18 protein-coding genes, 1 tRNA gene and 1 pseudogene are annotated in these 23,382 nt (G+C 68.9%); 10 read left to right on the forward strand and 10 right to left on the reverse strand.

Translation table 11 applies throughout. From position 1 onward, the window contains the following. Window position 1: 1 nt before the first annotated feature. The 4 genes and pseudogenes from QGN31_RS20175 to QGN31_RS20185 all read left to right on the forward strand — a co-directional run bounded on the left by QGN31_RS20175 (window position 2) and on the right by QGN31_RS20185 (window position 4,248). On the forward strand, window positions 2-871 hold the full coding sequence (locus QGN31_RS20175) for a potassium-transporting ATPase subunit C (RefSeq protein ID WP_014941383.1): 870 nt from the start codon (window positions 2-4) through the stop codon (window positions 869-871). Between the two features lie 11 nt (window positions 872-882). Then, entirely contained in the window at window positions 883-3,465 is a 2,583-nt protein-coding gene (locus QGN31_RS20180) for a sensor histidine kinase (RefSeq protein ID WP_014941382.1), read from the forward strand. Between the two features lie 15 nt (window positions 3,466-3,480). Then, a pseudogene (locus QGN31_RS26390) lies at window positions 3,481-3,554 on the forward strand (hypothetical protein); the annotation flags it as partial. 13 nt (window positions 3,555-3,567) lie between these two features. Next, window positions 3,568-4,248: a response regulator gene (locus tag QGN31_RS20185; RefSeq protein WP_009954135.1), complete on the forward strand. Its 681-nt coding sequence runs from the start codon at window positions 3,568-3,570 to the stop codon at window positions 4,246-4,248. Between the two features lie 58 nt (window positions 4,249-4,306). On the opposite strand, the gene QGN31_RS20190 is transcribed toward QGN31_RS20185, so the two are convergent. The 8 genes from QGN31_RS20190 to mfd form a co-directional block, all read right to left on the reverse strand. Next, a complete protein-coding gene (locus QGN31_RS20190) occupies window positions 4,307-4,612 on the reverse strand; it encodes a hypothetical protein (protein WP_009954136.1) in 306 nt (101 codons plus the stop codon). A gap of 111 nt (window positions 4,613-4,723) precedes the next feature. Continuing rightward, window positions 4,724-5,674: a Ppx/GppA phosphatase family protein gene (locus QGN31_RS20195; RefSeq protein ID WP_014941381.1), complete on the reverse strand. Its 951-nt coding sequence runs from the start codon at window positions 5,672-5,674 to the stop codon at window positions 4,724-4,726. Then, window positions 5,668-6,156 carry a DUF501 domain-containing protein gene (locus tag QGN31_RS20200; RefSeq protein ID WP_009954138.1) on the reverse strand — a complete coding sequence of 163 codons (489 nt, stop codon included), beginning with the start codon at window positions 6,154-6,156 and terminating at the stop codon, window positions 5,668-5,670. The genes QGN31_RS20195 and QGN31_RS20200 overlap by 7 nt, the downstream gene beginning before the upstream one ends. Then, window positions 6,149-6,850, reverse strand: coding sequence for an FtsB family cell division protein (locus QGN31_RS20205; RefSeq protein ID WP_014941380.1), 702 nt, complete (start codon window positions 6,848-6,850; stop codon window positions 6,149-6,151). Before QGN31_RS20205 ends, QGN31_RS20200 begins: the two co-directional genes overlap by 8 nt. 1 nt (window position 6,851) lies before the next feature. Continuing rightward, window positions 6,852-8,144 carry a phosphopyruvate hydratase gene (gene eno / locus QGN31_RS20210; protein WP_008254221.1) on the reverse strand — a complete coding sequence of 431 codons (1,293 nt, stop codon included), beginning with the start codon at window positions 8,142-8,144 and terminating at the stop codon, window positions 6,852-6,854. A 47-nt stretch (window positions 8,145-8,191) separates the two neighbouring features. Then, window positions 8,192-8,920 (reverse strand): lytic transglycosylase domain-containing protein, encoded by a 729-nt coding sequence (locus QGN31_RS20215; protein WP_008254220.1) that lies wholly within the window; start codon window positions 8,918-8,920, stop codon window positions 8,192-8,194. A gap of 317 nt (window positions 8,921-9,237) precedes the next feature. Next, window positions 9,238-10,218, reverse strand: coding sequence for a nucleoside triphosphate pyrophosphohydrolase (locus QGN31_RS20220; RefSeq protein WP_014941379.1), 981 nt, complete (start codon window positions 10,216-10,218; stop codon window positions 9,238-9,240). A gap of 53 nt (window positions 10,219-10,271) precedes the next feature. Further along, on the reverse strand, window positions 10,272-13,940 hold the full coding sequence (gene mfd, locus QGN31_RS20225) for a transcription-repair coupling factor (RefSeq protein ID WP_162137757.1): 3,669 nt from the start codon (window positions 13,938-13,940) through the stop codon (window positions 10,272-10,274). A gap of 175 nt (window positions 13,941-14,115) precedes the next feature. Here mfd and lysA point away from each other — a divergent pair, with 175 nt between their 5' ends. After that, window positions 14,116-15,456, forward strand: a complete 1,341-nt coding sequence (gene lysA, locus QGN31_RS20230) for a diaminopimelate decarboxylase (protein ID WP_014941376.1) — start codon at window positions 14,116-14,118, stop codon at window positions 15,454-15,456. 11 nt (window positions 15,457-15,467) lie between these two features. Here lysA and QGN31_RS20235 read toward each other — a convergent pair whose 3' ends face one another. Beyond that, a complete protein-coding gene (locus QGN31_RS20235; protein WP_008254212.1) occupies window positions 15,468-16,061 on the reverse strand; it encodes a TetR/AcrR family transcriptional regulator in 594 nt (197 codons plus the stop codon). A 215-nt stretch (window positions 16,062-16,276) separates the two neighbouring features. Between QGN31_RS20235 and QGN31_RS20240 the strand changes: the two genes are divergently transcribed. The 5 genes from QGN31_RS20240 to QGN31_RS20260 all read left to right on the forward strand — a co-directional run bounded on the left by QGN31_RS20240 (window position 16,277) and on the right by QGN31_RS20260 (window position 20,032). After that, window positions 16,277-16,348: transfer RNA gene (locus QGN31_RS20240), tRNA-Gln, on the forward strand. A gap of 132 nt (window positions 16,349-16,480) precedes the next feature. After that, on the forward strand, window positions 16,481-17,962 hold the full coding sequence (gene glmU, locus QGN31_RS20245; RefSeq protein ID WP_008254210.1) for a bifunctional UDP-N-acetylglucosamine diphosphorylase/glucosamine-1-phosphate N-acetyltransferase GlmU: 1,482 nt from the start codon (window positions 16,481-16,483) through the stop codon (window positions 17,960-17,962). 91 nt (window positions 17,963-18,053) lie between these two features. Further along, on the forward strand, window positions 18,054-19,034 hold the full coding sequence (locus tag QGN31_RS20250) for a ribose-phosphate diphosphokinase (protein ID WP_008254209.1): 981 nt from the start codon (window positions 18,054-18,056) through the stop codon (window positions 19,032-19,034). Beyond that, complete coding sequence (gene arsC, locus QGN31_RS20255; protein ID WP_008254208.1) at window positions 19,035-19,379, forward strand: arsenate reductase (glutaredoxin); 345 nt, start codon at window positions 19,035-19,037, stop codon at window positions 19,377-19,379. Next, on the forward strand, window positions 19,376-20,032 hold the full coding sequence (locus QGN31_RS20260; protein WP_014941374.1) for an LpqN/LpqT family lipoprotein: 657 nt from the start codon (window positions 19,376-19,378) through the stop codon (window positions 20,030-20,032). The genes arsC and QGN31_RS20260 overlap by 4 nt, the downstream gene beginning before the upstream one ends. 2 nt (window positions 20,033-20,034) lie before the next feature. Here the strand turns inward: QGN31_RS20260 and QGN31_RS20265 are convergent, their stop codons facing one another. Next, on the reverse strand, window positions 20,035-23,343 hold the full coding sequence (locus QGN31_RS20265) for a helix-turn-helix transcriptional regulator (protein ID WP_043954506.1): 3,309 nt from the start codon (window positions 23,341-23,343) through the stop codon (window positions 20,035-20,037). Window positions 23,344-23,382 lie beyond the last annotated feature (39 nt).

The raw sequence follows: 23,382 nt of genomic DNA on the forward strand, positions 1-23,382 counted from the left end.
TATGACGAATTTCGTCCGCCTGCACTGGGCGGCACTGCGTGCGCTGCTGGTGCTGACCGCGATCACCGGTCTGGCCTATCCCCTATTCGTCTGGGCCGTCGCGCAGCTTCCGGGATTGCGGGAGCATGCCGAGGGGTCGATCCTCACCGCGGACGGCAAGCCGGTGGGCAGCAGGTTGATCGGCCAGTCCTTCACCGACTCCGGCGGCAACCCGTTGCCGCAATACTTCCAGAGCCGACCCTCGGCGGCCGGCGCCGGCTACGACCCGACCTCGTCGGGCGGCAGCAACCTGGGGCCGGAAAGCATCGTCGACGCGCCCGGCAAGCCGAGCCTGCTGACGCAGGTGTGTGCGCGCAGTGCCGCGGTGGGCAGGCTGGAAGGTGTCGACGGGTCGCGGCCGTTCTGCACCGGCGGGGGTGTGGGCGCGGTGCTGTCGGTGATAGGCCCGCGCGACGCGCGTGGAAACGTCGTCCACCCGACCCGGGTTATCAGCGTCAACGAGCCGTGCGGCTCGACGCCGGCGCCGTTCCTCACCCTCTACCAGGGGGTGCGTGTCGAATGCGCCCAAACCGCAGAGGACTACTCGATCGGACAGACCGTGCCCGTCCGCGGCGCCGCGCCCGCCAGCCCTGTCGTGCCGGCCGACGCGGTCACCGCCAGCGGCAGCGGCCTCGATCCGAACATCTCGACGGCCTACGCCGACATCCAAGTGGCGCGGGTCGCCCACGCCCGCCGTGTCAGCCCGGATCAGATCCGTGCGGTGGTGGCGCAGAACCGGAGCGGCCGCGCGCTGGGGTTTTTCGGTGAGCCGTGCGTCAATGTGCTGCAACTCAACCTGCAACTCGACCACCGGTATCCCGTCACGAGTTAGCGCCAAGGGGGATGATGGTTGGCGTGAGTGACGTCAACCTCCACGGCCGCCAACCCAGGCGGGGTGAGCTACGCATCTACCTCGGTGCCGCTCCGGGCGTGGGTAAGACGTATTCGATGCTGGGTGAGGCGCATCGGCGGCTAGAGCGTGGCACCGATCTGGTGGCGGGCGTGGTGGAAACCCACGGGCGTGCGAAAACCGCTGAGCTGCTTGAGGGCATCGAGATCATTCCGCCGCGCTATATCGAGTATCGCGGCGGCCGCTTCCCCGAACTCGACGTGCCGGCCGTGCTGGCGCGCCGCCCGCAGGTCGTCCTCGTCGACGAACTCGCGCACACCAACGCGCCGGGCAGCAAAAACCCCAAGCGGTGGCAGGACGTCGAGGAGTTGCTCGACGCCGGGATCACGGTGATCTCCACGGTCAACGTGCAGCACCTGGAAAGCCTCAACGACGTCGTCGCCCAGATCACCGGGATCGAGCAGAAGGAGACCGTCCCGGACCTGATCGTGCGGCAGGCCGCACAGGTCGAACTCATCGATATCACGCCAGAGGCGTTGCGGCGCAGGTTGTCCCATGGCAATGTCTACGCTCCCGATCGCATCGATGCGGCGCTGTCGAACTACTTCCGTCGCGGAAACCTCACCGCGCTAAGGGAACTGGCGCTGCTGTGGCTCGCCGACCAGGTCGATACGGCCCTGGCAAAATACCGGGCCGAGAACAAGATCACCGACATGTGGGAGGCCCGCGAGCGGGTTGTCGTCGCGGTCACCGGTGGACCCGAATCCGAGACGTTGGTGCGACGGGCGTCCCGCATCGCGTCGAAGTCGACCGCCGAGCTCATGGTGGTCCACGTCGTCCGCGGCGACGGCCTGGCCGGCCTGTCGGAATCCCGGATGGCCAAGATCCGCGAGCTGGCGACCAGCCTGGACGCTTCGCTGCACACCGTCGTCGGCGACGACGTGCCCACGGCCCTACTCGAGTTCGCGCGCGAGATGAACGCCACGCAGCTGGTGATCGGCACCTCGCGGCGGTCGCGCTGGGCGCGCCTGTTCGAGGAGGGTATCGGCCCGAGGATCGTCGAGCTGTCCGGCAAGATCGACGTGCATCTGGTCACCCACGAGGAGGCGAAGCGCGGATTTCGCACGGCCTCGCTCGCGCCGCGCGAACGGCGGGTGACGTCGTGGCTGGCGGCGCTCATCGTGCCGTCGATCATCTGCGCGATCACCGTCACGGCGCTGGATCCCTACCTGGACACCGGCGGCGAGAGCGCCTTGTTCTTTGTGGGGGTGCTGCTGGTCGGGTTGTTCGGAGGCGTTGCGCCCGCGGCGCTTTCGGCGATGCTGTCCGGGCTGTTGCTCAACTACTTTTTGATTGCCCCGCGGCACAGCTTCACCATCGCCGAACCCAACAGCGCCATCACCGAATTGGTGCTGCTGCTGATCGCGGTCGCGGTGGCGGTGCTGGTCGATTTCGCGGCCAAACGCACCCGGGAAGCCCGCCGCGCGTCGCAGGAGGCCGAGCTGCTGACCCTGTTCGCGGGTTCGGTGCTGCGCGGCGCCGACCTCGAAACGCTGCTCGAACGGGTGCGTGAGACGTACGCCCAGCGCGCGGTCGCGATGTTGCGCGGGGCCGGCGAGGAAGCGCGCGGCGGCGGCACCACGAGCGACGTCGTCGCCTGCGTGGGCAGGGATCCCTGCGTCACCGTCGATTCCGCGGACACCGCGATCGAGGTCGGTGACGACGAATTCTGGATGCTGCTGGCGGGCCGAAAGCTCTCGGCGCGGGACCGGCGGGTGCTCAGCGCGGTGGCCAGGCAGGCGGCCGGTTTGATCAGGCAGCGGGAACTCGCCGAGGAGGCCAGCCGAACCGAGGCGGTCGTGCGGGCCGACGAACTGCGGCGCTCGCTGCTGTCCGCGGTCAGCCATGACCTGCGCACGCCGCTGGCGGCGGCCAAGGTCGCGGTGTCCAGCCTGCGCGCCGAGGACGTCGCCTTCTCCGCCACCGACACCGCGGAGTTGCTGGCGACGATCGAGGAGTCCATCGACCAACTCACCGCGCTGGTCGGCAACCTGCTCGATTCCTCGCGGCTGGCCGCCGGGGTGATCCACCCCGAGCTGAGCCGGGTGTACCTCGAGGAAACCGTGCAACGCGCGCTGGTCAGCATCGGCAAGGGCGCCACCGGCTATTTCCGGTCCGCCATCGACCGCGTCAAGGTGGACGTGGGCGACGCCATGGTGATGGCCGACGCCGGGCTGCTGGAGCGCGTGCTGGCCAACCTGATCGACAACGCGCTGCGCTACGCGCCCCACTGCCTGGTCCGGGTCAACGCCGGGCGGGTGGGCGATCGGGTGCTGATCAACGTCATCGACGAGGGGCCCGGAATACCCCACGGGGCCGAGGAGCAGATCTTCGAAGCGTTTCAGCGGCTGGGCGATCACGACAACACCACCGGCGTCGGTCTGGGGATGTCGGTGGCGCGGGGCTTCGTCGAGGCGATGGGCGGGACCATAACGGCCACCGACACTCCGGGAGGCGGGCTGACCGTGATCGTGGAAATGGCTGCGCCGCAATCGATAGAGGACCGGCGTACATGACGCGCGCCGGCGACGATGCAGAGCGCAGCGATGAGGAGGAGCGGCGCACATGACCCGCGCCGGCGACGATGCAGAGCGCAGCGATGAGGAGGAGCGGCGCACATGACGCGCGTATTGGTGATCGACGACGAGCCGCAGATACTGCGCGCGCTGCGCATCAACCTGTCCGTGCGGGGCTATGAGGTGGTCACCGCGTCGAGCGGCGCGGGCGCGCTGCGCGCCGCCGCCGAGCACAAGCCCGACGTGGTGATCCTCGACCTCGGCCTGCCCGACATCTCCGGGATCGACGTCCTGGCGGGTCTGCGCGGATGGCTCACCGCACCGGTGATCGTGTTGTCCGCGCGCACCGACTCGTCGGACAAAGTGGAGGCGCTGGACGCCGGCGCCGACGATTACGTCACCAAACCCTTTGGGATGGACGAGTTCCTGGCCCGGCTGCGCGCGGCGGTCCGCCGCAACACCGCAGCATCCGAAGTCGAGCAGCCGGTGATCGAAACAGAGTCGTTCACGGTCGATTTGGCCGCCAAGAAGGTCAGCAAGAACGGCGGCGAGGTCCATCTCACCCCCACCGAGTGGGGAATGCTCGAGGTACTCGTGCGCAATCGCGGCAAGTTGGTCGGCCGCGAGGAGCTACTCAAGGAGGTGTGGGGCCCGGCCTATGCCACCGAAACCCATTACCTGCGGGTGTATCTCGCGCAGCTGCGCCGCAAGCTCGAAGACGACCCGTCGAACCCCAAGCATTTGCTGACCGAGTCGGGCATGGGCTATCGCTTCGAGGTATGACGCCCCGGTCGTCGACATAGTCCCATCCGCCACACGCGTCCCTCCGGAGGAGGACATGTCAATTGCCCACCTCCGAGCGACAACCCGCGGCCTCGCGCAACGCCAGCACGCGCTGATGGATTCGATGCTCGGTGCTGCGCGGCAGGTAGCCGGGGCCGTACCTTCCTCGCCCTAGTCGCCGTACCCGCCCACGACCGATCTCCCATCGCAGCGCGTCCGAAATCGCCTTCGACGGCCTGCCGCGGACCGAGAAGCGGTGCCAGTTCAAGGCTTCGATCAGTTCGGCGATGGTTGCCGGCCCGTGAACGGCCAGCTGCATCGTGAGCACGTAACGCAGCTCGATGCCTTTGAGTGCATGGTTCATTCCCGGACGGTCGCACAGGGGTACGACACCGCCGAAGTTGTCGCTCGGAGGTGGGCAATTGACATGTCCTCCTCCGGAGGGGCGCATGTGGCGGGTGTGACTAAACCCGGCCTATTCGGCGATCGACAGCACGATGCCGTCCAAAATGTCGTGCTCGCTCACCGTCAACTCCTCGATGCCCGCACGGGCGCGCAACTCGCGGGCCAACTCCTCCACCACGATCGCACCACCGCCGATCACGTCGGCCCGCCCCGCGTGCATCGGCGGCAGCGCCGCGCGCTCGGCGCGCGTCATCCCGATCAGCCGTTCACACACCGCCAACAGATCCGCACCGGCGACGCGTGAAAGATGAATGGCCGCAGAGTCATACGCCGGCAACTCGTGCGCCAGCGCGGACAGCGTGGTCATCGTCCCGGCCAATCCGACCCACGTCCGCGCGCCCTCGACGGGCACCACGCCCAGCGCGACCTCGAGCCGCTCGCGCACCACCTGCCGGGCTGCGGCCACTTCCGCGGGCGTCGGCGGGTCCGAATGCAGGCAACGCTCGGTCAGCCGGACGCAGCCGATGTCGGCCGAGTAGCTGGCCACCACCGCCTCGCCCCCCACGACGATTTCGGTGGAGCCCCCACCGAGGTCGACGACGACGAAAGGTCCGGCCCCACCGTCCAATTCGCCGACCGCGCCGCGGAACGACAGCTCGGCCTCCTCGGCGCCGCTGATCACCTCGGCCACCGCACCGGGCAGCACCGCGCCCAACACGTCGGCCGTCATCGCGAAGAAGTCGTCGCGGTTGGCGACATCGCGGGCCGCCGAGGTCGCCACCATCCGCACCCGCTCCACCCCATGCGTTTTCAGCAGCGCGGCGTAGTCCGCCAACGCGGCCCGGGTGCGGGCTATCGCCTCCGCCGCGAACTCACCCGTCGCGTCGACACCCTGGCCGAGCCGCACGATCCGCGTCTCCCGATGCACGTCACGCAGCCGCCCCGACCCTTCAACATCGGCGATCAACAAGCGAATCGAGTTGGTACCGCAGTCGATTCCCGCGAGCCTGCCGTTCACCATTGGCCCTCCACCAAAATGCCCGCCATCGCGGGCTCGCCGGCCAGGATCGCCAGCGCCTCGTCGCCGAACGGATTCACGCCCGGCCCCTTGGCCAGCGAATGCGCGATCAGCACGTGCAAGCACTTGACCCGGTCGGGCATCCCGCCGCCGGTGAACGTCGTCCCCAACGATTCGATCGCGTCACGCTCTGCCAGATAGGACTCGTGCGCGCGCCGGTACGCGGCCGCCAGGTCGGCGTCGCGGCCCAGTCGCTCGGTCATCTCGCGCATCAATCCCGTCGTCTCGAGCCTGCTCGCCGCCGCCGTCAGCGCCGGATGTGTCAGGTAGTACAGCGTCGGAAACGGCGTTCCGTCAGGCAATTTCGGCGCGGTCTTCACCACGCCGGGTTCGCCGTTGGGACACCGGTAGGCGATTTCGAGCACCCCGCGCGGCTCCCGCCCGAGCTGGCGGGCCACCGCGTCCAGGTCGGCACGATCAACCACCGGGACCGGGGGGATTCGGCGCGGACGGACCCGGTTCGGCCGGCGGGGCCGGGGCTTCGGCGGGAGGCGGCGCGGGAGGCGGCGCGGCCGGCGGTAGGTGCGGGGCGTCGGCGATGGTGTGCCACAGCGACGTGTACCACGGGTCGTTGTTGACCGGTTTCGCCGACGGGGACCCCGGCTGGGTCGGCTCGGCCGCCGACGGGGGAAGCTGAACCTGGAACGGGATGTCGCCGGGCTTCACGAAGCCGAGCCGCTCGCGGGCCTGCGCCGCAATGTAGGCCGGGTCACCGAGTTTGGTCTTTCGCTGCTCCAAATCCGCGATCTGACGGCGCAGCGCCGCCTCGCTGGCGGCCAGCTGATTCATCTCGGTGCGCTGCGCGAAATAGGTGCGCACCGGTCCGGCGATGGTCAGCGTCAGCACACAGATCACCGCGGCCAGCACCGCCGCGCGCCGCGCGGTGAACCCGAGCCGTTGCTCGGAGCGTTGCTCAACCGATTCGGCGGCCTGCCGGGCGATGGGTTCGACGACATGCTCTTGCTGCGTGGTGTTGCGGCCGCCGTGGTTCGCCGTGGGCGATGTCCGCGCGGACGGCTTCGACGACGGCTTGGCCGACCGAGGGCGCCGAACCGAAGCGCCGGCCTTCCCCGGGCGCGATGCCGGGGAACGCCGCTTCGGATCCGGCTTGCCGGGCAAGCTATTTGGCCTCCGGCGGCGTATACCGCGGGAAGGCGAGATCGCCGGCGTAACGGGCGGCATCGCCGAGCGCCTCCTCGATCCGCAGCAGCTGGTTGTATTTGGCGACGCGCTCGCTGCGGGCGGGCGCACCGGTCTTGATCTGCCCGCTGCCGACCGCGACCGCCAGGTCGGCGATCGTGGTGTCCTCGGTCTCGCCGCTGCGATGGCTCATCATCGTGCGGTAGCCGCTGTGATGGGCCAGCGCGACGGCGTCGAGCGTCTCGGTCAGCGTGCCGATCTGATTCACCTTGACCAGCAACGCGTTTGCCACGCCCTTGTCGATACCCTCTTCCAGGCGTTCGGGATTGGTGACGAAGATGTCGTCGCCGACGATCTGCAGCCGGTCGCCGATGGCCGCGGTCAGGGTCGCCCAGCCATCCCAATCGTCTTCCGACAGTGGGTCTTCGATGGACACCAGCGGATAAGACCCGAGCAGCCCGGCGTAGAACTCGGTCATCTGCTCCGCGGTGCGGGTGCTGCCCTCGAATTTGTAACCCGTCCCGTCGGTGAAGAACTCGGTGGCCGCCGCGTCGAGGGCCAGCGCCACGTCGGCGCCGAGTTTGAAGCCGGCCGAGTCGATGGCCCGGCTGATCAGGTCCAGGGCGGCCGTGGTGCCCGCCACGTCGGGGGCGAAGCCGCCCTCGTCGCCCAGGCCCGTGCTCAAGCCCTCCTTCTTGAGCACCGATTTCAGCGAGTGATACACCTCGGCGCCCCAGCGCAGCGCCTCGGCGAAGCTGGGCGCACCGATCGGCGCCACCATGAACTCCTGGATGTCGACGGCGGTGTCGGCGTGCGCGCCGCCGTTGAGGATGTTCATCATCGGCACCGGCAGGATGTGCGCGTTCGGGCCGCCGAGGTAGCGGAAGAGCGGCAACTCGGCGGAATCGGCGGCCGCCTTGGCCACGGCCAGCGACACACCCAGGATCGCGTTGCCGCCCAGCCTCGACTTGTCGGGCGTGCCGTCCAGGTCCAGCAGCGCCTGGTCGACCAGCCGCTGATCGTCGGCGTTGAGGCCGATCACCGCCGGGCCGATCTCGTCCAGCACCGCCTGCACGGCCTTCTGCACACCCTTGCCGGCGTAGCGCTCGCCACCGTCCCGCAATTCGACGGCCTCGTGCTCGCCCGTCGACGCGCCCGACGGCACCGCCGCGCGGGCAAAGGTCCCGTCGATCAGGGCAATCTCGACCTCGACTGTCGGGTTGCCGCGGGAATCGAGGATCTCGCGGGCCCCGACCTGCTCGATAATCGGCACTGGGGTTCTCCTTGTTCGCGTAAGGCCTGGGTCAGCGATACATCCTGCTATAGCGGGTGACCTTTCGCGTAAGCGGTCGCCCAATCCCGGACCGCCCGCGCGTAGACCCCGGAATTGTTGTAGGCCCGCAGCGCGGTGATCCAGCCCCGCGGCGTCGCGAGATCCTTTCCGCGCCAACACAGGTAGCCCGCCGCGGCGAGCGCGGCGTCGTCGATGTTGTCGGGGCTGACGCGGCCGTCGTTGTGAGCGTCGACACCATAGAGCCGCCACGTCTCGGGGATGAACTGCATCGGCCCCATGGCACGCGTCACGCCGTCGCCGTCGGTGAGGTCCTCGTCGGTGTCGACGATGCGCAGCGTCCCGCCGCTGCCGTCGAGTCGGACGCCGCGGATCGGCGGGCTGACATCCCCGTTGGGGGCCAGCGTGGCGCCGCGGTAGGTGCCGTGGTGGCTCTCGACCTGTCCGATGCCCGCCAGCGTGGTCCAGGCGATGTGGCACTTCGGGTTCTCGACTTCGGCGACCCGGGCCGCGTACGCGTAGGCCTCGAGCGCGATCAGCGGGATCTCCAAGGCCGCCGACCGTGGTTGGGCCCAGTCGCGCAACTGTTCCGCGGGCCGACCGCTGGCGTGCGTGTCCACCGGCGGCACCGGGTCACCGGCGGGGGGCGGCACGCCGTCGGGGATGAACAGGCTGAGTTGCCACGTGCAACTGGAGGCCAGAACGATCGCGGTCGCGCCGATCACGGCGGCCGCGCGCATCCAACGCCTCGGCGACACCATGCTTTCCTGAGCTCCCCTAAACTCGCCTGCACCAACTTCCGCCACACCATCGTCCCATGCGTTCGGGGACCGCTCGGTCGCGTCGGGCCTCGGCGCACCGGCGTCGTGCCGGGTTCAGCTAATTACCGATTAGCTGCTGGCCGCCTTGGCTAGCGCGGTCAGACCAACGCCGACCACGGGGATTCGCAACCTCATCCGCGATATTACCGACGCGCCGAGGACAAATCCGGCAAACACCGCGGCGATCGCTCTCTCCGGTGACGGCGGGCGGGAAATAACCGTGGCGCGCCCGCCTGCGAGGCGTCGTCGCGCGCTCAGGCCTCGTCGGCAACGGCGTCGGTGGCGGCCCCCTTGGGGGCCGAGTCACCCGTCGGCCAGTGCTCGCGCCACTCCTGTTCGGAGACTTCACCGAGCGGGGCCACGTCGAACTCGTCGGGGACGTCTCCCCCGCGGCGCGCCGTGGCGATCGCCCGTTCCGCACCGCGAACCGTGTCGACGAAGTCCAGAACCGCTGTGCGCAGAGCGCTTTCGGCATCGACATCGGCCGACACGCGGATCGAGGTGATTTCGTCGGGGATCAGGTCGGCGGGCACACCGGCTTTGCCGGCGCGCTGAATCACCTTCTGGGCGAGCGCCAGCGCGGGCTGCCCCGTGTGCACGTCGTCCATCACCGACTTGCGCGGCTTTTCGGACGCCTTGCGCTCTTCCCACTGGGCCAACTGCTCTTCGAGCGAAATCGATTGCCCGGCAAGCACTCCCGGGACCCGATTGCCCAGTTTGCGCATCAGGGCTGCGGCGACGTCATCGATGGTGAAGGAGGACTGCGGCGCCTCCTCGGCGATGCGGGCGTGGAAGAGGACTTGCAGCAGCACGTCGCCGAGCTCGTCGCGCAGTTGGTCGGCGTTGCCGCTGCCCACCGCGTCCAGCAGCTCGTAGGTTTCCTCCAACAAAAACCTGCGCAGCGAATCGTGGGTTTGCTCACTCTCCCACGGCCCGGCGGTGCGCAGTTTGTCCATCATGGCCACGGCGTCGACCAGCCGTTCGCCGCGCGGCGTCTCGGGCGCCGAGATCAGCCGGGCCCCGGCCGCCAGGCGGGCGGTCACGGCCGGGTGGTCGGGGTCGGACGACAGCAGCACCGGCGCGTCCGCACCGGAGTGCACCGGACGCGCCGCCGACAACGACCAGGGCACCGCGACGGGCATCTCCTCGGTGTACTGCACCTCACCGGCGAGATGCTCGATGGCTTCGATGGGGACCAGCGAAGGGCGGCGGGGGTCGAACAACACGACGATCATTGGCGCCGCTCCTCCTCATCGCTGCGCTCTGCATCGTCGCCGGCGCGGATCATTTAGCGCCCCTCACTCGTCATCGCCGCAGGTGAACTCGTTATACCAATATCCGTCTGCGCCTTGCCCTGCAATGCCGTCACCAGGTTGGCCACCATCTGCACCAGCTCGACATCGCGCAGCCGCGGCGCGCCGACGCCGCCGGCGCGCGGGATGGGAACCTGCACGGTGGAGGTCGTGGCGCGGTAGCCCGCCGCCGGATACATCCGCTTGAGCCGCACCTGCGCCGAATCCGGCAGCGTCATCGGCGAGAGCCGCACGGTGGCCGCCGAGGGCGCCGACACCTCGGTGATGCCCGCGGCGCGGCACAGCAGCCGCAGCCGGGCCACCGCCACCAGCCGCAGGGCCGGCTCGGGCAGCGCGCCGTAGCGGTCGACGAGTTCCTCCACGACCGCGTCGATCTCGCCGTCGGAGGCCGCCGCGGCCAGCCGGCGGTACGCCTCGAGCCGCAGCCGGTCGCTGGCGATGTAGTCCGGCGGCAGGTGCGCATCGACCGGCAGGTCGATGCGCACGTCCTTCGGCTCCTCGGCCGTCGTGACGGTGTGGCCGTCGGCGGCCGCGCGGTAGGCCTCCACGGCCTCGCCCACCAGGCGGACGTACAGGTCGAAGCCGACGCCGGCGACGTGCCCGGACTGCTCGACGCCCAACACGTTTCCGGCGCCGCGGATCTCGAGGTCCTTCATCGCGACAGCCATGCCCGCGCCGAGCTCGTTGTTCTGCGCGATGGTGGCCAGCCGGTCGTAGGCGGTCTCGGTCAGCGGCGCATGCGGCGGATACAGAAAGTAGGCGTAGCCGCGCTCCCGGCTGCGGCCGACCCGGCCGCGCAGCTGGTGCAGCTGCGACAGGCCGAAGGTGTCGGCGCGCTCGACGATCAGCGTGTTGGCGTTGGAGATGTCCAGCCCGGTCTCCACGATCGTGGTGCACACCAGGATGTCGTATTCGCGGTTCCAGAACCCCTGCACCGTGCGTTCCAGCCGTTCTTCGGGCATCTGCCCGTGCGCGACGACCACCCGCGCCTCGGGCACCAGCTCCCGGATCTTCGCCGCCGTCCGGTCGATGGAGCTGACCCGGTTGTGCACGTAGAAGACCTGCCCGTCGCGCAGCAGCTCGCGGCGCAAGGCGGCCGCGACCTGCTTGTCGTCGTGCGGGCCGACGTAGGTCAGCACCGGGTAGCGCTCCTCGGGCGGGGTCAGGATCGTCGACATCTCGCGGATCCCGGCCAGGCTCATCTCCAGCGTGCGCGGGATCGGGGTGGCGCTCATGGTCAGCACGTCGACGTGGGTGCGCAGTGACTTGATGTGCTCCTTGTGCTCGACGCCGAACCGCTGCTCCTCGTCGACGACGACGAGGCCGAGGTCCTTCCAGCGCACCCCCGTCTGCAACAGCCGGTGCGTGCCGATCACCACGTCCACCGACCCGTCGGCCAGGCCCTCGATCACGGCCTTGGACTCCGCGGGGTCGGTGAACCGGGACAGGCCCTTGACGGTCACCGGGAACCCGGTCATCCGGTCGGTGAAGGTCTGCAGGTGCTGGTCGGCCAGCAGCGTGGTGGGCACCAGCACGGCCACCTGCTTGCCGTCCTGGACCGCCTTGAACGCCGCCCGCACCGCGATCTCGGTCTTGCCGTAGCCCACGTCGCCGCAGATCACCCGGTCCATCGGGATCGGCTTTTCCATGTCCCCCTTGACCTCGGTGATCGCGGTCAGCTGGTCGACGGTCTCGGTGTACCCGAACGCATCTTCCATCTCGGCCTGCCACGGGGTGTCCGGGCCGAACGCGTGCCCGGGGCTCGCCTGCCGCTTGGCGTACAGGGACACCAGCTCGCCGGCGATCTCGCGCACCGCGCGGCGCGCCTTCGTCTTGGTGTTCGCCCAGTCGCTGCCGCCGAGCTTGCTCAGCGCCGGCGCCTGCCCGCCGACGTACCGCGACAGCTGATCCAGCGAATCCATTGGGACATAAAGCTTGTCTGTATTTTTGGCCGCGCCACCACGGTTCTTGCTGGACGCGTACTCCAGCACCAAATACTCGCGCCGGGCGCCGCCGACGGTGCGCTCGACCATCTCGACGAACCGGCCGATGCCGTGCTGATCGTGCACGACGAGATCACCGGCGGTCAGCGCCAACGGGTCAACGGTGTTGCGCCGCTTGGCCGCCAGGCGCTTGCCCTCGACGGCGGCGACCCGGCTGCCCGTGAGGTCGGTCTCGGTGATCACCACCAGCGTGGCGCCGGGGATGATGACGCCGTCGTGCAGCGGGCCCTTGAGCACGCCGACTATCCCCTTTTTAGGTCGAACTTGGCCTGCGGCCCCGGATTCCAGCATGGCGGCCGGGGTGTCGCATTCGGCGAGCCGTTCCACCACGCGGTGCGCGGTGCCGGCGCCGGGGGCGACGACGACGGCGTAGCCGCCGGTGGTGACGTGCGCGCGCAGCATCGCGAAGATGCCGTCGATGTCGTGCTGATGGCCGCGCGCCGAGGGCGCCGCCCGGATGTCCAGCTCGACGGCCGACTCGTCGGACAACTGGCTCAACGTCCACCACGGATGCCCGCCTTTGGCGGCCGCGGCCCGCACGTCATCCAGCTCGGCGAATCCCGATCCGCCGAATTGCGCGACATCGACGGGGGCGTCCGTGCCCATGGCGGCCGCCGACCACGAGGCTTCGAGGAATTCGCTGCCGGTCTTGATCAGGTCGGCGGCGCGGGTGCGGATCTTCTCGGGGTCGCACAACAGGATCGGGGTGCCCTGCGCCAGTTGGTCGGTCAGCAGCACGTGCTCGCCGGGCCGCAGCACGGGCAGCAGGGCCTCCATGCCGTCGACCGCGATGCCCTCGGCGAGCTTGGCCAGCATGTCGGTGACGCTGCCCGTGATCGCGGGCTCGGTCGCCGGGTGCCGCGCGGACAGCTCGGCGGCCCGTTGCCGCACCTCCTCCGTGAGCAGCAGCTCGCGGCAGGGCACCGCGATCAGGGTGTCGACCTCGATCTCCGGGATCGAACGCTGATCGGCGACGGAGAACATGCGCATCTCGCTGACCTCGTCACCCCAGAACTCGATGCGCACCGGGTGCTCGGCCGTCGGCGGGAAGACGTCGAGAATCCCGCCGCGCACGGCGAACTCGCCGCGCCGGCCCACCATGTCGACCCGGGTGTAGGCCAGTTCGACCAGCCGGGCGATCACGCCCTCGAATTCGACTTCCGCACCGACGCTCAATGTGACCGGCTCGATTAGGCCGAGCTGCGGTGTCATCGGCTGCAGCAGCGAGCGGGCCGCGGTGACCACGACCTGAAGGGGAGGGCCCAGACGCGCGTCGTCGGGGTGGGCCAGGCGCCGCAGCACGGTCAGGCGGGCGCCGACGGTGTCGACGCCGGGCGAGAGCCGCTCGTGCGGCAGCGTCTCCCAGGACGGGAAGACCGCGACGGCATCGCCGAAGACGCCGCGCAGTTCAGCGGTCAGGTCGTCGGCTTCGCGCCCGGTCGCGGTGACTACCAGCAAAGGACCCAACCGCGCCAGCGCGCTGGCCACGAACAACCGTGCGCTGGCTGGACCCACCAGGTGCAGTTCGGCCGGCGACGCGGCCGCGCTGTCGATCAGCTGCTGGAAGGTCGGCGCGGTGAGCGCCAATTCAACGAGCCCCGCGATCGGGGTTTCTGGGCGAGCAGCCCCCGGTGCGGTCATGATGAATTCCATTCTAGGGCGGCTTGCCCGGCTCCTTCCTCCCGCCGACGCGGCGCTCGCCGTCGCCGGGCGGGGGACCGCCGGACAAGCCGATCCGCGTCAATATCGGGCTCGGCGTCGTCAAGGGATCGTCAAGAAAGCTCTACGCGTGCGCCCGCGGGCGCACGTTGGATTCATGACATTGCTGGACATTCTGCCGTCGCTCGGCCACGCGGCTCCGCCGCGCTTCGACCCGGCGATCTGGCCCCTCACCGCCCATCCCGACGAGGAGGGCAGGCTGTGCGTCGGCGGTGTGGCGTTGGCCGATATCGCCGACGAGTTCAACACCCCGGCCTACGTGATCGACGAAGCCGACTTCCGGCATCGCGCCCGCCGCTATCGCCGGACCCTGCGCGGGGTCGAGGTCGTCTACGCCGGCAAGTCGCTGCTGAGCACCGCGGTGGCAGGCTGGGCCCGCGACGAGGGCCTCGGCGTCGACGTCTGCTCGGCCGGTGAACTGGCCACGGCCCTGGCCGGCGGCGTGGACCCGGCCCGCCTCGTCATGCACGGCAACGCGAAATCGCCCGACGAGCTGCGCGACGCCGTGCGCGCCGGGGTGGGGCGCATCGTGCTGGACTCCTGCATGGAGATCGCCTACCTCGCCGGCCTGGCGCGGCGGCGCCAGCGGGTGCTCATCCGGGTGACGCCCGACATCGACATCCACGGGCACCGCGCCGTCACCACCGGCGTCAGCGACCAGAAGTTCGGCTTCACGCTCGCCGGCGACCACGCCGCCGACGCGGTGGCCCGCGTGCTGGCGCACCCCATCCTCGACCTGGTCGGCCTGCACTGCCACATCGGCTCGCAGGTCAGCGACGCCGCCCTGTACGGCGAGGCCATTCGGCGGATGATCGCCGCGATGGCCGACATCCGGGCCCGGCACGGCGTCATCCTCACCGAGCTGAACATCGGTGGCGGACATGCGATCCCGTACGTTCCCGGCGACCGCGAGCTGGATCTCGACGAGCTGGCCGCGGCGATCGAGGACGCCCTCGACGAGGCCTGCGCCGCCGAGCAGTTCCCCCGCCCGCAGATCGTGGTGGAACCGGGCCGGGCCATCAGCGGCCGCGCCGGCGTGACCCTGTATCGGGTGCGCTCGGTGAAGACGCAATTCGGCGGTCGCACCTTCGTCGCCGTCGACGGCGGCATGAGCGATAACCCGCGGGTGGCGCTGTACGGCGCGCAGTACGCCGTCGCGCTGGCCAACCGGCATCCGCTGGGGCTCAAGCAGACCGTCACCGTGGCCGGCCGGCACTGTGAATCGGGCGACGAGATCGCCCGCGACATCGAGTTGCCGGCGGATCTGCGCCCCGGCGACCTGCTGGCCGTGGCGTGCACCGGCGCCTACCACCACAGCATGGCGTCCAACTACAACATGGTCGGCAGGCCGTCGCTGGTGGCCGTCAAGGATGGCCGGGCCCGCGAACTGGTTCGCCGCGAGACCGTCGCCGACCTGATGGCGCGCGACTGCGGGTAGCCCGTCGCGGTCTACTCGTCCTGCAGGCGGGGGTCGGCCTCCAGCCCGATCAGCCCGTTCCACATGAGGTTGACCAGGTGCGCGGCCACCACTTCCTTCTTGGGCTCGCGGGTGTCGAGCCACCACTGCGCGGTCATCGACACCGAGCCCACCAGCGCCTGGGCGTAGAGAGGAGCCAGCCCCGGATCCAGGCCGCGACGGGAGAAATCACCGGCCAGGATGGAGCTGACCTGGTTGACGGCGTCGTTGAGCAGGCTCGAGTAGGTGCCCGAGCTGATCGCGGCCGGTGAGTCGCGGATCATGATCCGGAAGCCGTCGGTGCGCTCTTCGACGTAGGTGAGCAGGGCAAGGGCGACCCGCTCGACCCGCACCCGGGAGCGGTTGTTGGTCAGCGACGAGGTGATGCCGTCCAGCAGCGCCGACATCTCCCGGTCGACGACGACGGCATAGAGGCCCTCTTTGCCCCCGAAATGCTCGTAGACGACCGGCTTGGACACGTTGGCCCGCAGCGCGATCTCCTCGATCGAGGTGCCTTCATACCCGCGCTCGGCGAACAGCGAACGCGCGATGCCGATGAGTTGTTGGCGACGTTCGGTGCCGGTCATCCGCGCGCGCGGCGCCCGAACCTCCTTGTCCGGTTCCTTTTGCGTTTGGGGGTCCAGCACGGCCACGTCAATCAGCGTATCGGGCGGTGGGCGGTTCGGTGGGCGACCAGCGCCCCGCATCGTCATCCGACTAGGCCCGGATTGTCGGATTCCTCCTCGGGCCGCAAGCGCCCCGCATCGTCATCCGACTAAGCCGACTAAAGTCTTCTTGGCGATCCGTCGTGGTGTAATCGGCAGCACCTCTGATTTTGGTTCAGATAGTTCAGGTTCGAGTCCTGGCGACGGAGCTTCCTCCGAATCGAGCGCGGGTCTCCCGCGGCTCGATTTTTTGCCTTCACCGCAGATGAGGTGACACGCTTGACGGCGTGTCGGCGCTTCCGCGCGCAGCCCGCGCGGGACGAACCCGAAAAGGAGGGTTGATGTCGTCTCCTGGTGATACCGCGGTCGTGGTGCTCGCGGCCGGGCCCGGCACCCGGATGCGGTCGGACACCCCGAAGGTGCTGCACACCATCGGCGGGCGCAGCATGCTGTCCCACCTCCTGCACGCGATCGCCAAGGTGGCGCCGCAGCACCTGGCCGTGGTGCTGGGCCACGATCACGAGCGCATCGCCCCGCTCGTCGCCGACTGGGCCGACGCCCTCGGACGCCCCATCGACGTGGCCCTGCAGGACCGGCCGCGGGGCACCGGCGACGCCGTCCTGTGCGGCCTGTCCGCGCTGCCCGAGGACTACGCCGGGGTGGTCGTCGTCACCTCGGGCGACACCCCGCTGCTGGACGCCGACACCCTCGCCGACCTCATCGCCGCCCATAGCGCGGCGCCGGCCGCGGCCACGGTGCTGACCACGACGTTGAGCGACCCCAGCGGCTACGGCCGCATCCTGCGCACCCAGGACAACCAGGTCACGGCGATCGTGGAGCACGCCGACGCCACCGAATCCCAGCGCGAGATCCGCGAGGTCAACGCCGGCGTCTACGCCTTCGACATCGCGGCGTTGCGCTCGGCGCTGAACCGGTTGAGCTCCAACAACGCCCAGCAGGAGCTGTATCTGACCGACGTCATCGCCATCCTGCGCGGCGACGGCCTGGCGATCCACGCCCGCCACGTCGACGACAGCGCGCTGGTGGCCGGCGTCAACAACCGGGTCCAGCTCGCGCAGCTGGGCGCCGAGCTCAACCGGCGCATCGTCGCCGCCCACCAGATGGCCGGCGTCACCATCGTCGACCCGGCCACCACCTGGATCGACGTCGACGTGACGATCGGCCGCGACACCGTGATCCACCCCGGGACTCAGCTGCTGGGCCGCACCCAGGTCGGCGGGCACTGCGTCGTTGGCCCGGACACCACCCTGACCGACGTCAGCGTCGGCGACGGCGCCTCGGTGGTGCGGACCCACGGCACCTCGTCGTCCATCGGCGCCGGGGCCACCGTCGGCCCGTTCACCTACCTGCGGCCCGGCACCGTGCTGGGCGACGACGGCAAGCTGGGCGCGTTCGTCGAGACCAAGAACTCCACCATCGGCACCGGCTCCAAAGTGCCGCACCTGACCTATGTCGGGGACGCCGACATCGGCGAGCACAGCAACATCGGCGCGTCCAGCGTGTTCGTCAACTACGACGGCGAATCCAAGCGGCGGACCACCATCGGTTCGCACGTCCGCACCGGGTCGGACACCATGTTCGTGGCTCCGGTGACGGTCGGCGACGGCGCCTACACCGGCGCGGGCACCGTGGTGCGCAACGACGTCCCGCCGGGAACGCTGGCGGTCTCCGCAGGTCCGCAACGCAACATCGAGGGCTGGGTGCACCGCAAGCGCCCCGGCAGCGCCGCCGCGCAAGCGGCCGAGGCCGCCGAAAAGGCCACCGGCCAGCCGCCCGCCGCAGAAACCGAACAGACATCGTGACGTCGGTAGCTGGCAACCCGGCCACATTTCCGTACGATTCGCTTCGTACGATGGGCACTTCCATTGGGATCCGAACGGCAAGGGCAGCACGGTGAGCCACGACTGGACCGATAACCGCAAAAATTTGATGCTCTTCTCCGGTCGGGCGCACCCCGAGCTGGCCGAGCAGGTGGCCAAGGAGCTCGACGTCCACGTCACCGCGCAGACCGCGCGCGAGTTCGCCAACGGCGAGATCTTCGTCCGGTTCCACGAATCGGTCCGCGGGTGCGACGCCTTCGTGTTGCAGTCGGCGCCGGCGCCGGTGAACAACTGGCTGATGGAACAGCTCATCATGATCGACGCGCTCAAGCGGGGCAGCGCCAAGCGGATCACCGCCGTCATGCCGTTCTACCCCTACGCCCGCCAAGACAAGAAGCACCGCGGCCGCGAACCGATCTCGGCGCGCCTGGTCGCCGACCTGCTCAAGACCGCCGGCGCCGACCGGATCGTGACCGTCGACCTGCACACCGATCAGATCCAGGGCTTCTTCGACGGGCCCGTCGATCACATGCGCGGGCAGAACCTGCTCACCGGCTACATCCGGGACAACTACCCCGACGGCAACATGGTGGTCGTCTCCCCCGACTCCGGCCGGGTGCGCATCGCCGAGAAATGGGCCGACGCCCTGGGCGGTGTCCCGCTGGCGTTCATCCACAAGACCCGCGACCCGCGGGTGCCCAACCAGGTGGTGTCCAACCGCGTCGTCGGTGAGGTGGCGGGACGCACCTGCGTCTTGATCGACGACATGATCGACACGGGTGGCACCATCGCCGGCGCGGTCAAGCTGCTGCACGACGACGGCGCGGCCGACGTGGTGATCGCCGCGACGCACGGTGTGCTCTCCGACCCGGCGGCCGAGCGGCTGGCCGGCTGCGGCGCCCGGGAGGTGATCGTGACGAACACCTTGCCGATCGGTGAGGAGAAGCGTTTCCCGCAGCTGACGGTCCTGTCCATCGCGCCACTGCTGGCCAGCACCATCCGTGCCGTGTTCGAAAACGGCTCGGTCACAGGGCTGTTCGACGGGGACGCCTAAATGGCCGACACCGTCATCTACCACAACCCCCGCTGCAGCACCTCCCGCAAGACGCTGGACCTGTTGCGCGACAGCGGCCTTGAGCCCGAAGTCGTCGAGTACCTGAAGAACCCGCCGTCGCGTGCCGAGCTGGTGAAGATGATTCGCGACGCCGGCATCGACGTGCGTACGGCGGTGCGCAAGCGTGAATCGCTGTATGAGGAGCTCAATCTCGCCGACGCGACCGATGAGCAATTGCTCGACGCCATGGTCGAACACCCGATCCTGATCGAACGACCCTTCGTCGTCACGACGAAGGGCACTCGGCTGGCCCGCCCGATCGACGCGGTCCGCGAGATTCTGTGAATCGGTTCGGCAGCTGCGCGGCCGGTGCCGCGATAGTTGCACTGGCCGTGTCGGCCGCCGGCTGCGCCCCGAAAGCTCCTGACTATCAATCGATCTTGTCGAAGACGCCGACGACCTCTACCACCACGCCGACGGCAAAGCCGGTCCCCCTGTCGCAGTATCTGCAAAGCATCGGGGTGACCGGCCAACCCGTGGCACCGGAATCCGTTCCCGGCCTGACGATCTCGATCCCGACGCCGCAGGGCTGGGCGCCGTTCACCAGTCCCAACATCACACCGCAAACCTTGATCATCTCCAAGGGCGGTAAATTTCCGACGGCGCGGCTGGTGGTCTTCCAGCTGAACGGGGATTTCGACCCGGCCGAAGTCATCAAGCACGGCAACGACGATGCGCGCCTGTTCGAGAACTTCAAGCAGCTGGACGCCTCGGGCACGCCGTACAACGGCTTCCCGTCGTCGATGATCCAGGGCAGCTACGACCTCGACGGCATGCGGCTACACAGTTGGAACCGCATCGTCATCCCCACCGGGCCGCCGCCGGACCACAAGCGCTACCTGGTGCAGCTGACCATCACCAGCATGGCCAACCAGGCCGCCGCGGAGTCGACGGACATCGACACGATCATCCGCGGATTCGTCGTCGCGGCGAAGTAAATTCAGGAGCGACGGCCCGCTTCCTGCACCAGCTGGACCCGGGATGTCAGGCCGAGCTTCGAGTAGACGTGGGTGAGGTGCGTCTGGACGGTGCGCGGCGAGATGAAAAGCCGCGCGCCGATCTCCTTGTTGCCCAGGCCTTCACGGACCAGGCGTACCACATCGTTCTCCATGGGCGTCAGCGATTCCCAGCCGCTACTCGGGCGTTTGCGTTCGCCACGCCCGCGTTGCGCGTAGGCGATCGCCTCTTCGGTGGATAGCGCGGCCCCTTCCGCCCAGGCGGCGTCAAAGGCATTCTGCCCCAATCCTTCTCGTATGGCCGCCACTGCCGAGTCGTAGCCCTCCCGATACAACGCAAAGCGGGCATGACCCATGCGCTCGCGGATCGCGGCGGACGCGCCGAGCAGGCGGGCCCCGTATAAATGGGTGCCGACGCCGGCAGCCAATCGGACGAGGCATTCCAACGCGTCGGCCACCCGCAGATATCCCTGGGTGCGGGCGGCGATCACGAGGGCTTCGTGTGCGTCGCGCTCGGCCTGGTCGAGATCGCCTTGGGCTAACGCGATGTGCGCCCGCACCGTTCGCGCACCCATTTGGTGCCAACCCGGGACGATCGCGACGGTGTCATCGACCCAACGGCGGGCGGCGGCGACGTCACCGCATGCCAGCGCGGCCTCGGCCATCGGATTGAAACACCTCGCGTAGAGCTCGCGCGCCGGAACCGTATGCCGCCACGCCTCTTCGGCGGCCTGCCGTGCGCCCGCGCCATCGCCGGTAATCAGGGCCGCATGCGCAAACATCGCATACATGGTGTCTCCGTAGAGTCCACCCATCGCCTCGGCGGCATTGAAGGCGGATCGCGCCGAGGTTAACAAGGTGGCCGCCCGCCCCTGGAAGGCGAGCACCTGTCCATAGCCCACTTGACCGAAGACCGTCATCGGCAGATCGCGGGCAGCCTCTGCTTCCTCGGCCAACGCATGCAGGACGTCTTGCGCCTCGGTGAGATTGCCCTGCATGCACAGCGCGAGACCCAACCACGTCCGACAGTTCCGGGAGAAGAACCGGTCGCCGAGCGCGTCGGCAAGTTCACGTCCTTCTTCCGCCGCCGCCCGCATCGGAATTGGTTCACCTGCATAGCAATTCGTCACCGCCAGATAGGCAAGAGTCTGACACAGACTCCACCGATCATCGATCGCACGAACCAGGTCGATGGCCTCGTCAACGTAGGACTCCAGTTTGTCGACCTCGTAGAGTGCCAATGCCCCCCGCCCGACCAGGGCCAGGGCGAGCAACGCCGGGACGTCGAGCTCACGAGCGATCGCCAACGCCTCGCGGGAACGGTCCACATCCCCGCGGGCCCCCGCCCACGCGCACAGCACACCGTGATAGGCGACCCCGCGCACCCAGGCCGCGGGCGTGACGTGCGATCGCGTTTCGTCGGTCAAGAGCGCGTCGAACCCCGCCAGTCCTTCCCGGAACCGCCCGCAGCGGATCCAGACCTGCTGTACCGCGGACACCAGCTCCAGCGCAATCTCCGGCTCGGATTTCTCCAGGCTCCAGCTGTAGGCGGCTCGCAGGTTGTCGATTTCGCTCTGTGCCCAATTCAACAGCGCCTCAAGGCCACTCAACCCATGTGACTCAAAGTCAATGGCCCTGGCCGTGTAGTAGTCGCGGTGGCGCGTGCGAACCTCGTCGGCCTCACCGGATTCGCCGAGCTTTTCCTGGGCGTACTGGCGCACCGTCTCCAGCAAGCGGTAGCGCATCCCGTCGGCGGTGTCGTCGGCGACGACGAGAGATTTGTCGACCAGCAAGCTCAATTGATCCAGCAGCTGGTAGCTTTCGACATCGCTGTCGGCGCCGACGGCTTGGGCAGCATCCAGGTCGAAACCGCCGGCGAACGCGGCCAGCCGCCGAAACAGCACCTGCTCCGGTTCTGTCAGTAGCGCGTGCGACCAATCCACCGACGCTCGCAGCGTCTGCTGGCGCCGCACCGCGGTGCGCGCACCCCCGGTGAGCAACCGGAACCGGTCATGCAGGCTGTCCACGATCTGATGCAACGACAGCGCCCGAACCCGCGCGGCGGCGAGCTCGATCGCCAATGGCATGCCGTCCAGACGCTCGCAGATCTGCTCGAGCAGTGCCCGGTTTTCCTCTGTCACAACGAATTCGGGACGGGCACGCCGCGCCCGGTCGGTGAACAATTCGATGGCCTCGTCGGCAAGGGACAGCGACGGAACCCGCCAGCTCAGCTCCCCGGGCAAGCCCAGCGGCTCGCGGCTGGTGGCCAGGATCGTCAATTGTGGGCAGGCCGCCAGCAATTCGATGGCCATCGCGCCGCACGCGTCAAGCAGGTGCTCACAGTTGTCGAGCAGCAGCAAGATCTTCTTGTCGCCGAAGAACCGAACGAGCAGATCCATGGTGGAGCGGCCCGGTTGATCGGGCAGTCCCAGCGTGCGGGCGACGGTCACCGGCGCCACTTCCGGGATGGTGATCGGCGCGAGGTCGACGTACCAGACCCCATCGGAGAAGTCCGCGGCCACTCGTGCGGCGCTTTCGACGGCCAGCCTGGTCTTTCCCGCGCCGCCGGCTCCGGTCAGCGTCACCAGCCGGTTGGCGGTGACGATGTCCCGCAATTCGCCCAGTTGCGCTTGGCGGCCGACAAAGCTCGTCAACTGGGCGGGAAGGTTCTGCGCCACAACAGCTGTGCGGACGCGCAGCGGCGGGAACTCGTTGCGCAGGTCCGGATGACACACCTGCACGACCCGTTCGGGACGCGGGAGGTCCCGCAAGGGATGGCTGCCCAGATCGGCCAGCCAGACGTCCTCGGGAAGGCGGTCGACGACCAGCGATTCGGTCACCCCGGACAACACGGTCTGGCCACCATGCGCCAAGTCGCGCAGCCGCGCGGTGCGATTGATCGTCGGGCCGGCGTAGTTGGCGTCGTCGCGCAGCTGGATCTCGCCGGTGTGGATTCCGATGCGCAGCCGGATCGGGGCCAGCGGGGCCCGCTGCAACTCCAGCGCACATGCCACCGCGTCGGACGCCCGCGCGAAGGCGGCCACAAAGCTGTCGCCCTCGCCCTGTTCGAGCGGGCGCACCCCGTCGTGCGAGGCGATCGCTTCGTTCACCGTCTTGTTCAGCTGGACCAGCGCGGCCGTCATCTCCTCGGGTCGCGTTTCCCACAGCCGCGTCGAGCCCTCGACATCGGCCAGCAGCAACGTCACCGTTCCGGTCGGCAGCAACTCGACCACGCCCAAATCGTCCCAGGTTAGCGACGGTATTTCCGCATGTTGGCTCATGTTAGTCAGCATCGCCTCCGCCGACTAGGCAAAACATCGGCCAATACGCGC

It is taken from the genome of Mycobacterium sp. 2-64 (genome assembly GCF_035918375.1).
Classification (GTDB): domain Bacteria; phylum Actinomycetota; class Actinomycetes; order Mycobacteriales; family Mycobacteriaceae; genus Mycobacterium; species Mycobacterium intracellulare.

Excerpts from the sequence above, each read along its gene's own strand:
- QGN31_RS20175 (WP_014941383.1), top strand. The coding sequence starts at position 2 with ATGACGAATTTCGTCCGCCTGCACTGGGCGGCACTGCGTGCGCTGCTG.
- QGN31_RS20180 (WP_014941382.1), top strand. The coding sequence starts at position 883 with ATGATGGTTGGCGTGAGTGACGTCAACCTCCACGGCCGCCAACCCAGG.
- QGN31_RS20185 (WP_009954135.1), top strand. The coding sequence starts at position 3,568 with ATGACGCGCGTATTGGTGATCGACGACGAGCCGCAGATACTGCGCGCG.
- QGN31_RS20190 (WP_009954136.1), bottom strand. The coding sequence starts at position 4,612 with ATGAACCATGCACTCAAAGGCATCGAGCTGCGTTACGTGCTCACGATG.
- QGN31_RS20195 (WP_014941381.1), bottom strand. The coding sequence starts at position 5,674 with ATGGTGAACGGCAGGCTCGCGGGAATCGACTGCGGTACCAACTCGATT.
- QGN31_RS20220 (WP_014941379.1), bottom strand. The coding sequence starts at position 10,218 with ATGATCGTCGTGTTGTTCGACCCCCGCCGCCCTTCGCTGGTCCCCATC.
- mfd (WP_162137757.1), bottom strand. The coding sequence starts at position 13,940 with ATGACCGCACCGGGGGCTGCTCGCCCAGAAACCCCGATCGCGGGGCTC.
- lysA (WP_014941376.1), top strand. The coding sequence starts at position 14,116 with ATGACATTGCTGGACATTCTGCCGTCGCTCGGCCACGCGGCTCCGCCG.
- QGN31_RS20235 (WP_008254212.1), bottom strand. The coding sequence starts at position 16,061 with ATGACCGGCACCGAACGTCGCCAACAACTCATCGGCATCGCGCGTTCG.
- glmU (WP_008254210.1), top strand. The coding sequence starts at position 16,481 with ATGTCGTCTCCTGGTGATACCGCGGTCGTGGTGCTCGCGGCCGGGCCC.
- arsC (WP_008254208.1), top strand. The coding sequence starts at position 19,035 with ATGGCCGACACCGTCATCTACCACAACCCCCGCTGCAGCACCTCCCGC.
- QGN31_RS20265 (WP_043954506.1), bottom strand. The coding sequence starts at position 23,343 with ATGCTGACTAACATGAGCCAACATGCGGAAATACCGTCGCTAACCTGG.